Raw genomic sequence first — 9,920 nt, 5'->3', positions numbered from 1 at the left:
ATGACGGCCCCCGTGTGGATGGCGCTGCCACCCGAGGCACATTCGGCGCTGCTGTCCAGCGGCCCGGGCCCGGGGCCGCTGTTCGCCGCCGCGGGGGCCTGGCAGTCACTTAGTACCGAATATGCGTCTGCTGCAGCTGAACTCACCAGCATCATGGGTACAGTGCAGGCCGGCTCATGGGAAGGGCCGAGTTCTGAGCAGTATGTCGCCGCACACGCACCCTATCTGGCGTGGCTGGCGCAGCAGAGCGCCAACAGTGCTGCTGTCGCGGTGCAGCACGAGACCGCGGCCGCGGCGTACACCACGGCTCTGGCGGCCATGCCCACGCTGCCGGAGCTGGCACTCAACCACACCGTCCACGGGGTGCTGCTCGCGACAAACTTTTTCGGTATCAACATGATTCCCATCGCGGTCAACGAAGCCGACTACGCCAGGATGTGGGTCCAGGCGGCCACCACGATGAGCACCTACCAGGCAGTGTCGGGTGCGACGGTGGCCGCCGTGCCGACCAGTACGCCGGCACCGATGCTGCTCGTCCCCGGTGTCGGTGAGGCCGGCAATTCCGCTGCGACGGCGCAACAGATGGCAACGCAGGCCCAGGCGGCCGATTCCGGGTCGTCTCTGAATCTTTCCGACTCGCTGTCCGATCTGCTCAAGAATATTCCCATCATTCAGGACCTCATCGACTTCCTCAAAGATCCCATCGGGAGTCTGCAGAATCTGATCACCGACTTCCAGACCGATCCGTCGGCCGCCCTCGTCGTCTGGGGGCCGTTGCTGTTCCTCGTGGCCTACGAGGTTTTCTTCAACCTGGTGGGCTGGCCGACCTGGGCCATGATCCTGTCCGCTCCTTTTCTGATCCCGTTGTTGATAGTGCTCGGCATCACCGGGATGGCGCAGTTGGCCGACCAGGCCGAGCAGCCGTCGCCGGAGGCCGCACCGGAGCAGCCGCAGGACGTCGCACAGCCCAGATCCCAACAACCCAGTGCATACGCCCTTGCGGGCGTGCCGTCCGGGGCCGGTGCAACTGCCGCAGGTGCGCCGGCTGGCACAGCGCCCGCGGCAGGAGCCCCAGCGGTTCCAGCGGCACCCGCCGCACCGATGGCGCTGTATGCGGTGGCGGGAGGCTATCCGGGGGAGGGATTCACTCCGACGCTGCGTGACAAGACCAGTGCACAGGCACCTGCGTCGGGCATCCCGGCCGCCGCCGCAGGAGTCGCGGCTTCGGTGGCGGCACGGCGTAAGCGGCGGCGCAAGCGTACCGCCGACCTCCAGGACTACGGCTACGCCGACGCCTACATGGACTACGAAGAACCCGATCCGGAACCGACGCCGCGGCGGGAACCCACGGTGAGTGCTTCCGCACAGGGTGCCGGACAGATGGGATTCACCGGTACCGCAACGAAATCCGACGCTGTCGCGGCGGGGTTGACCACGTCGGCCGACGGCTCCGGGCTCGACGAGGGTCCGGCCGCGCCGATGCTGCCCGGCAGCTGGGAGCCACGAGATAACCCGGCCGATCCGGACGGGGGTCCGCGCCGCTGACCACATCACACCAGCACTCTCCGGCCCACCACGCCCACCACGCCCACCACGCACCACCGATCCGAAAGGAAAGTCCATGAGTCTGTTGGACGCTCACATTCCTCAGCTGGTTGCCTCCGAGGCGGCCTTCGGCGCCAAGGCGGCGCTGATGCGCACCACCATCTCGCAGGCCGAGCAGGCCGCCATGTCTGCCCAGGCATTCCACATGGGCGAGGCATCGGCTGCTTTCCAGGCTGCGCATGCCCGATTCGTCGAGGTCTCGGCCAAGGTCAACGCGCTGCTGGACATTGCACAGCTCAACTTGGGCGACGCCGCGAGCACCTACGTGGCACAGGACGCCGCGGCCGCGAGCACCTACACCTCCGTCTGATCACCCGAGCCGTAGAGACACAGGAGTTTTCATGTCGCAGATCATGTACAACTACCCGGCCATGCTCGCCCATGCGAGCGAGATGACCGGCTACTCGGGCGCACTGCACGCCGTCGGCGCGGACATCGCCAGCGAGCAGGCCGCTCTGGCCAGTGCCTGGCAGGGTGACACCGGGATGACCTATCAGGCCTGGCAGGCCCAGTGGAACCAGGCCATGGAGGAGTTGGTCCACGCCTACCGCTCGATGGCCAGCACCCATGAGATGAACACCATGTCGATGAGCGCACGGGACCAGGCCGAGGGCGCCAAGTGGGGCTGACCTACGGCCGCCGGTGCAGTGGTCGTTAACGCCGTCGAGCTGACGACCGAGCAGGCCTGGTACCTCGCTGATGCGTTGGGCGCCGGAGCGTTCCCATGGGTTTTGGCTATCACGCAGCCCTACAGCGACCCGGCGCAGCATGCGTCCTTCGCCGCCGAGCAGGTCGCGGAGCTGACCCGGCTGGGCGTTGTCGGTCCCGACGGTGAGATCAGAACCGAAGTCGCGAAGTGGGTTCGGCTGGCCTGCCGACCGGACCAGTGGCTGGACTTACGGTTCGTGTCGGGAGCGGGGGACCTGTTGCGCGGCATCGTGGCGAGACACCGACGAGCGCTTGCGCGAGGAGCCGATGAACACCGACGAGCGCTTGCGCGAGGAGCCGATGGACACTGTGGTGACGGCCGTATCGTCGTGGTGTTGCGCAACGCGCAGTTGGTCACCTTCACCGAGTTGGACATCAGCCACCCGCATGCGTTGGTGCCGGTGCTGACCGCCGGGCTGTCGAACCGAAAGCCGGCCAGTTTCGAGGAGTTCGCGATGCCGGCCCCGGCCGGTGCCCGCGCCGACGAACAGCTCCGCTCCGGTACGCCGCTGGCCGAAGTGCTTGGGTTCCTCGGGATCCCGCGCTCGGCGCACGCGGTGGTGGAGTCGGTGTTCGACGGCCGACGCACCTACGTCGAAATCGTCGCGGGCGAACACCGCGACGGTCACCGGGTGACGACCGAGGTGGGGGTCAGCATCATCGACACCACCGCCGGACGTATCCTGGTTGCTCCAACCAAAGCGTTTGACGGGGAATGGGTTTCGACCTTCACCTCGGGTAGTGCCGACGCGATCGCCGTGGCGGTCGAACGGCTCACCGCAACCCTGCCCGGCGGACGCTGGTTCCCAGAACATCCGCTCACCCGCGACTTCCACGAGTCCGCTCTGCCCGAAAACTCAGCAACCTATCGAGAAAGACCCAGAGAGAACGAATGCTCGACAACACTGTGATGCCGATTGTCCGGGTGGCCGTGCTGGCCTCTGGAGACGACGGTAGTCGGCTGACCGAGATGGCGCTACCGTCCGAGCTACCGCTGCGTGAGATCCTGCCCGCGGTCCAACGGATCGTTCTTCCCGCGGGTGAGGATCCAGCGGCGCCGAACCCGGTGCGCTTGAGCCTGGCCCCGGTCGGCGGCGCACCGTTCAGTCTCGATGCCACCTTGGACACCGTCGGCGTCGTCGATGGTGATCTCCTTGCACTGCAGTCTGTTCCGGTAGGACCGCCTGCTCCGCGCATCGTCGAGGATATCGCCGACGCTGCGGTCATCTTCTCGGACGCGCGCCAACGACCGTGGGGCCCTGTGCATATCGCTCGTGGGGCGCTGTTGGCTGTGATCGGGCTGATTGTCGTGGGAACGGGTTTGGCTGTGGCCCAGCGGGTCGGCACCGGGCAATGGCTCGGTCTGGCTGTCGTTGCGGGCATCGCCGTGGCCACCGTGCTGGCCGCCCTAGCCACCCGCGGCCACGCACCCGTGCTGTCGACAGCGCTGTCGGCTACCGCGCTGATCCCTGTCGCCGCGACGCTTGTGCTGGCCGTGCCAGGTGGGTTCGGTGCGCCCAGCGTGGTGCTTGCCGCCGCCGGCGTCACCGCGTGGGCGTTGATCAGTATGGCCGGATCTCGCGATGACCGCGGCATTGCAGTATTCACGGCCGTCGCGGTCGCCGGGGTGGCTGTGCTGCTGGCTGCGGGCGCCGCGTCGCTGTGGGATCTTTCGACCGTCGTTCTCGGCTGCGCCTTCGTACTCGCCGGTCTTTTGGTCACCGTGCAGGCGCCGCAATTATCGGCGATGTGGGCCCGGTTCCCGCTGCCCGTGATTCCTGCGCCCGGCGACCCGGCCCCCTCCTCGCTGCCGGATTCGGTACTGGCTGATCTGCCGCGGCGGGTACGGGTGAGCCAGTCGCACCAGACTGGCGTGATCGCTGCAGGGGTGCTGCTCGGCGTGACCGGATCGCTGGCGCTGGTGGCGGCGTCGTCCGCGTCTCCGTGGGCGTGGTACGTCGTGGTTGCGGCCGCTCTTGGGGCCGCACTGCGGGCCCGCATCTGGGACTCGGCGCCGTGCAAGGCGTGGCTGCTGGGGCACTCCTACCTGCTGACCGTGGCGCTGCTGGTGGCGTTCGCCGTCGAGGGTCGTCATCAGGCGGCGTGGTGGGCGTTGGCCGTCCTTGCTGTGCTCGTGCTGGCCTGGGTGGTGGCCGCGGTCAGCCCGCGCGTCGTCTCGCCGGACACCTACTCACTGCCGATGCGCCGGCTGGTCGGGTTCCTTGCCACCGGTCTCGACGCGTCGCTGATCCCGGTGATGGCATATCTGGTCGGGCTGTTCAGCCTCGTTCTCGACAGGTGACACGGTGATCCGCAAAAACCTTGGCCTCACGGCGACGGCGGCACTGGTGGCGCTGATCGGCTGCCCTTCCGCGGGCGCCGTCAGCCCGCCGGTGGTCGACTCGCAGGTGAGCCCGCCACCGGGTAGCGCCGGTGCGCTGCAACCGATGATGCAGCGCACCGCCTGCACCACGACCACGGTTTTGCCCGGCAGCAATCCCGCTGCGGTCAGCCCGAACCAGCTGGCGCTCAACCTCTCCGGGGCTTGGCAGTACAGCCGCGGCGAAGGACAAACGGTGGCGGTGATCGACACCGGCGTGCAGCCGGGACCGCGCCTGCCCAACGTCGAACCCGGCGGCGACTACATCGAGTCGACAGACGGTCTCACCGACTGCGATGGACATGGCACCGCTATCGCCGGCCTGATCGCCGGACAGCCGGGGGCCGATGGCTTTTCCGGGGTGGCACCTGAGGCGCGGTTGATCTCCATCCGGCAGAACTCACCGCGATTCGCACCGCGCACTCCGGGCACCGATGCCGTAGACCGCGCGTCTTCTGACGTCGCCAGCCTCGCGCGTGCCGTGGTCCGGGCCGCCGATCTGGGTGCCCGCGTCATCAACATATCGGTGGTGACGTGCCTGCCCGCCGACAAACCCATCGACCAGACCAATCTCGGTGCAGCACTGCGGTATGCCGCTGTCGAGAAGGATGCCGTGATCGTCGCCGCCGCGGGCAACAACCGCGGCGGCGTGAGCACCGGTTCGGCCTGTGAATCCAATCCGCTGTCGATCGCGGGCACCGGCGATCCCCGGAACTGGGGTGCCGTGACATCGGTGTCGATACCGTCGTGGTGGCAGCCGTATGTGCTGTCGGTCGGTTCGCTCACCGCCGGCGGGCAGCCGTCCGGCTTCACCATGGCCGGGCCGTGGGTGGGGATCGCGGCACCGGGTGAGAACGTCGTTTCGGTGAGCAACGCTCCGGGCGGTGGACTGGCCAATGCCGCGCACACCGAACAGGACAAGCTGACTCCGTTGAGCGGCACCAGCTATGCCACTGCCTACGTGTCCGGCGTTGCAGCGCTGGTGCGCGGTAGGTACCCCGGGCTGACCGCTCGGCAGGTCGTGCACCGGCTGACCGCGACCGCCCAGGGCGCCGCCCGGTCACCGTCCAATCTGACCGGTGCCGGAGGTGTCGACCCGGTCGCTGCGCTCACCTGGGACGTCGCCGACGTCCCAGCCGACGGGCCGACGACACCGGCCGCCAAACCCATTGCCGCGCCGGCAGAACCAGCTCCACGGGACAATACTCCGCGCATCATCGCGTTCGCCGGTACCGCAGCACTTGCGCTCGTGGCTCTTGCAGCGCTGATCGCGCACCGACGAAAGGACAACACCACATGACCGCCCGCCTCGCGTTGGCGTCCCTGTTCGTCGTGGCGGCGGTGTTGGCCAGGCCCTGGCAGAGCCCGGTGGAACGCTGGGTGCTCGGCGTCTCCGTCGCCGCAGTGCTCGTGCTGATTGCCTGGTGGGGCGGGATGTTCCTGACCACCAGGATCGGCCGTCTGTTCGGGATGTGGGGGCGTAACTTCTCGAAGGGCAAGGGAGACAAGGCTGTTGATCCGAACATCGAGACGGTCGTGCTGCGGGTCGACCCGGCCACCGAAGCGCAACTGCCGATCGTGGTCAGCTACCTGAACCGCTACGGCATCCGGTGTGACAAGGTGCGGCTCACCCACCGCGACGTCGACGGCACCCGGCGCAGCTGGATCAGCCTGACGGTGGCCGCTACCGACAATCTCGCCGCACTGCAGGCCCGGTCACCGCGGATTCCTTTGCGCGACACCGCTGAAGTCATGGCTCGTCGGCTCGCCGATCATCTGCGCGAGGAGGGCTGGACCGTCACGATCGTCGACGGTGTGGATGCCCCGCTGCCCGACTCGGCCAAGGAGACCTGGCGCGGTGTGAAGGATGACTCCGGATTCACCGCGGCCTACCGCGTTGCGGTCACCGACACCCTGGCCGACACCCTGGCCGCGGTGCGTGGTCTGTCGGCGCGGGAGCTCTGGACCGTGCTGGAGTTCATCGGGGAGCCGTCGCAGCCGCAACTCGTCGTCGGATGCGCGGTCCACACCGATGAGCGTCCCGGCGCCAAGGCCCCCGTACCCGGCCTCACCCCCGAGCAGGGACAGCACGGCCTCGCGCTGCAGGCGCTGAGCCCGCTGTCCGTGGTGGGGTTGGACGGCACCCCGGTGGACGCGCTCGACGTGCTGTTCGAGGGGCCGTTACTCGAACACGACGTCCCCCAGGAAGCCGGACTGCAGGGCACCATATAGTGCCCCGCACGCGGGGAGGATCCTTGTAACAGTGTGGAACCCCGACACCTACCTGGCCTTCGCCGATCACCGCGGCCGACCGTTCTTCGACCTCGTCGGACGCGTGGCCGCGGACGCTCCGCGCCGTGTCGTCGACCTGGGCTGCGGGCCGGGCAACCTGACCGTCACGCTCGCGCAGCGCTGGCCGAATGCGGTGGTGGAGGCCTGGGATAGTTCCCCGCAGATGGTGGCCGCGGCGCGGGAGCGGGGCCTCGACGCGCGGGTGGGAAGCATCGAGCAGTGGTCACCTCAGCCCGACACCGATGTGGTGGTCTCCAATGCCGCGCTGCAGTGGGTGTCGACACACCGTGAGCTGCTGCTGCGGTGGGCCGCGCAGTTGGCGACCGGCTCGTGGATCGCGTTTCAGGTACCCGGCAACTTCGACTCGCCGTCACATCAGGCGGTGCGCGAGGTGGCGCGCCGCCCACAATTTGCCGATGCCTTGCGGGACATGCCGTTTCGGGAGATCGACGTGGTGGACGCGCCCGAGCGGTACGCGGGTCTACTGACGGATGCGGGCTGTGTGGTCGATGCCTGGGAAACCACCTATACGCATCAATTGACCAGTGACACACCGGTATTGGATTGGATCACGGGGACCGCACTGACCCAGGTCAAGGACCGGCTCACCGAGGAGGAGTGGCAGCAGTACCGGGAACAGATCATCCCGCTGCTGGCCGAGGCGTATCCGCGGCGAGCCGACGGCATCACGTTCTTCCCGTTCCGGCGCGTATTCGTGGTCGCGGAGGTGCGGTGATGCGAGCACCGGGTAGGCGGTCGGATGGTTCGGCATGGCCGACACGAGCGGAGTGCTGTACATCGCGGGTGCGCCCGTGATCGGGCGGCGCGCTTGAATGGAGCGGTGAGCACGCGAACCGGATGGCTCGTCGCGTCGGCGGTCCTTGCCGTCGCGGTGTACGCATTGATGTGGATCGGCTATGGACTCGACTGGACCTGGCTGGCGGAGTTCGACAGCGCCGGGCTCACCCGGACATACCGCTATGACGCGGCACATCCGGATTGGGTGGCGGGGTGGGACTTGTTCTGCATGGTGCTGAGCCCGGTGGCCTTCCGGATCGTGGCCCTGGTGGCTATCGTCGTGGCGCTCGTGCGTCAGCAGCTCCGGGTCGCGCTGTTCCTACTGCTCGCGATCGAACTGAGCGCTCTCGTCACCGTGTTGGCCAAGAATCTCGCCGACCGGCCCCGTCCGGTCACCGCGCTGACGCACGCGCCGTCGACGTCGTTCCCGTCCGGGCACGCGTTGGGGGCGATGGTCAGCGTGCTGGCGCTGCTGACGGTGGCCTGGCCGCTGCTGCGGGCACCGCTGCGCACGTGGTTGGCCGTTGTAGGGGCGGTCGTCGTCGTCGCGATCGGCGTGGGTCGGGTGGTGCTCAACGTTCATCACCCATCCGACGTGGTGGCAGGCTGGGCGCTCGGATACGCCTACTTCGTCATCTGCTGGTTGGTGGTGCGGCCCTACCCGACGGTCACGGAAGTGGACGGAACACGGGTAGCGCCCGATATCGCACGCTGAAGTGGGCTTCGGTGCAGGTTTCCCCGACCTCGCCGTCGTGGGCCACCTCGGTCGGACCGTCCACCGTGGAAAACCGGAACTCAGGGACCTGCAGTTCGTGATAGAGCGGGCTGCGAACAAGTCGTCCCAGCGCGATGGCAACCGCGATCCGCAGCCCGCTGAACCGCCGGCCGCTCTCCAATATCCGCACGTCGAGCAGCCCGTCGTCCATACGCGGACGCACCGACGGCGCGAACCCTGACGGCAAGTATGTCGAATTGCCCAGGAAGAACAGCGAAGTCTGCAAAGTCTTGTCGTCATAGGTGATGCGGACCGACTGGTCGCGGCGCAGGGTCAGATACGCCGCGTAGGCCCCCGCCAATCTCTTGCCGATCTTGCCCTCGAGCTTCTCCCGCGCCCGGACATAGCCTGGGTAGGCACCGATGCTCGCGGTGTTCACCACGGTGGTCTTCTCGTTGAGGCACACCAGATCCACGTAGGCCGCGCTGCCATCCCGGATGGCGTCGACGGTCTGTGCCACGGAGTCACACCCGATGTCCTTGGCGAAGTGGTTGAACGTCCCGCCGGGGAACACGGCCAGCGGCAGTCCCGCGTCGAACGCCACCCCGGCCGCGCAGGCGACCGTGCCGTCGCCGCCGCCGACGGCGAGCACCGCGGCGCGGGCAGCGGCAGCTCGCATCACCTCCACGACGTCGTCGTCGGCGCCCAGCTCGACGATATCGGTGCGCGGCAACGTCTTTCGGATCTCATCGATGACGCGGCCGCCGGTGCCCTCACCGGAGTCCGGGTTGATCACCAGGACCACTCCTTCGCCGTCCGGCCGAGGGTCGGTGTCATACCGCAGCGGGTCGGAGGTGGGCAGGCTGGCAGTGGGAATTGTGGGCACCACTCTGGCGCCGATGATGGCGATGGCCGCGCCGATACCGAACCCGGCGAACACGTCCCCCGGATAGTGCGCTCCGGTGGCCACCCGGGACAGTCCGACCAGGCCCGCGAGCACGGCCAGTCCCAGGCCGACGGGCGGACTCTCCAGGCCGACCCCCACCGCGAACGCCGCGGCGCTGGCGGAGTGACCCGACGGCAACGAATGCGAGGTCGGAAGGCGTCGGGACCGGCGCGCCAGGGGGATCAGGGTGGTGTCGGGCCGGGGTCGGTGCCACAGCCGTTTGGCGACCTGGTTGGTCACCAGGCTGGTGACAGCCAGGCTGGCCACCCCGCGGGCGCTGCCGCGCCGCACCGCGGGGCCGCCCAATGCCCCGAGTGCCGCGGCGATGGCCAGCCACAGCTTCGAGTGGTCGGCGGCGTTGGTCAGCCGCGGCATGGCGGTGTCCAGCAGCGGGCTGGGGGATTCGGCAACGGCTTCGAAGACCTCGCGATCCAACGTGCCCAGGTCTTTGGCGATCTTCCGCGCGTCCATCAGAC

At 68.2% G+C, this 9,920-nt stretch carries 10 protein-coding genes; 9 read left to right on the top strand and 1 reads right to left on the bottom strand.

Annotated elements, in window-relative coordinates; all coding sequences use genetic code 11:
* From B133_RS0116190 to B133_RS0116150, 9 genes are all read left to right on the top strand, one after another.
* Entirely contained in the window at positions 1 to 1,545 is a 1,545-nt protein-coding gene (locus tag B133_RS0116190; RefSeq protein WP_018602526.1) for a PPE family protein, read from the top strand.
* A gap of 76 nt (positions 1,546 to 1,621) precedes the next feature.
* The gene (gene esxG, locus B133_RS0116185) at positions 1,622 to 1,915 is read left to right on the top strand and encodes a type VII secretion system protein EsxG (RefSeq protein ID WP_018602525.1); all 294 of its coding nucleotides are present in this window, start codon (positions 1,622 to 1,624) and stop codon (positions 1,913 to 1,915) included.
* A 31-nt stretch (positions 1,916 to 1,946) separates the two neighbouring features.
* Entirely contained in the window at positions 1,947 to 2,234 is a 288-nt protein-coding gene (locus B133_RS0116180; RefSeq protein ID WP_018602524.1) for a WXG100 family type VII secretion target, read from the top strand.
* A gap of 18 nt (positions 2,235 to 2,252) precedes the next feature.
* Positions 2,253 to 3,224, top strand: coding sequence for an ESX secretion-associated protein EspG (locus tag B133_RS0116175; RefSeq protein ID WP_018602523.1), 972 nt, complete (start codon positions 2,253 to 2,255; stop codon positions 3,222 to 3,224).
* Entirely contained in the window at positions 3,206 to 4,615 is a 1,410-nt protein-coding gene (eccD, locus tag B133_RS0116170; RefSeq protein ID WP_018602522.1) for a type VII secretion integral membrane protein EccD, read from the top strand. Before B133_RS0116175 ends, eccD begins: the two co-directional genes overlap by 19 nt.
* 4 nt (positions 4,616 to 4,619) lie before the next feature.
* Complete coding sequence (mycP, locus tag B133_RS0116165) at positions 4,620 to 5,993, top strand: type VII secretion-associated serine protease mycosin (protein WP_018602521.1); 1,374 nt, start codon at positions 4,620 to 4,622, stop codon at positions 5,991 to 5,993.
* Entirely contained in the window at positions 5,990 to 6,925 is a 936-nt protein-coding gene (gene eccE, locus B133_RS0116160; RefSeq protein ID WP_018602520.1) for a type VII secretion protein EccE, read from the top strand. Before mycP ends, eccE begins: the two co-directional genes overlap by 4 nt.
* A gap of 31 nt (positions 6,926 to 6,956) precedes the next feature.
* Positions 6,957 to 7,721 (top strand): trans-aconitate 2-methyltransferase, encoded by a 765-nt coding sequence (locus B133_RS0116155; protein WP_018602519.1) that lies wholly within the window; start codon positions 6,957 to 6,959, stop codon positions 7,719 to 7,721.
* Positions 7,722 to 7,826: 105 nt separating this feature from the next.
* Positions 7,827 to 8,498, top strand: coding sequence for a phosphatase PAP2 family protein (locus tag B133_RS0116150; RefSeq protein ID WP_018602518.1), 672 nt, complete (start codon positions 7,827 to 7,829; stop codon positions 8,496 to 8,498).
* Here the strand turns inward: B133_RS0116150 and B133_RS0116145 are convergent.
* Positions 8,452 to 9,915, bottom strand: coding sequence for a bifunctional phosphatase PAP2/diacylglycerol kinase family protein (locus tag B133_RS0116145; RefSeq protein ID WP_018602517.1), 1,464 nt, complete (start codon positions 9,913 to 9,915; stop codon positions 8,452 to 8,454). The two genes, B133_RS0116150 and B133_RS0116145, sit on opposite strands and share 47 nt — an antisense overlap.
* Between the last annotated feature and the right edge of the window lie 5 nt (positions 9,916 to 9,920).

The sequence above is a fragment of the Mycobacterium sp. 155 genome (genome assembly GCF_000373905.1).
Taxonomy (GTDB): domain Bacteria; phylum Actinomycetota; class Actinomycetes; order Mycobacteriales; family Mycobacteriaceae; genus Mycobacterium.
Note: the sequence above shows the minus strand (reverse complement) of the source record. Positions and strands in the feature narration are given on the sequence as shown.

Excerpts from the sequence above, each read along its gene's own strand:
- B133_RS0116190 (WP_018602526.1), top strand. The coding sequence starts at position 1 with ATGACGGCCCCCGTGTGGATGGCGCTGCCACCCGAGGCACATTCGGCG.
- esxG (WP_018602525.1), top strand. The coding sequence starts at position 1,622 with ATGAGTCTGTTGGACGCTCACATTCCTCAGCTGGTTGCCTCCGAGGCG.
- B133_RS0116180 (WP_018602524.1), top strand. The coding sequence starts at position 1,947 with ATGTCGCAGATCATGTACAACTACCCGGCCATGCTCGCCCATGCGAGC.
- eccD (WP_018602522.1), top strand. The coding sequence starts at position 3,206 with ATGCTCGACAACACTGTGATGCCGATTGTCCGGGTGGCCGTGCTGGCC.
- eccE (WP_018602520.1), top strand. The coding sequence starts at position 5,990 with ATGACCGCCCGCCTCGCGTTGGCGTCCCTGTTCGTCGTGGCGGCGGTG.
- B133_RS0116145 (WP_018602517.1), bottom strand. The coding sequence starts at position 9,915 with ATGGACGCGCGGAAGATCGCCAAAGACCTGGGCACGTTGGATCGCGAG.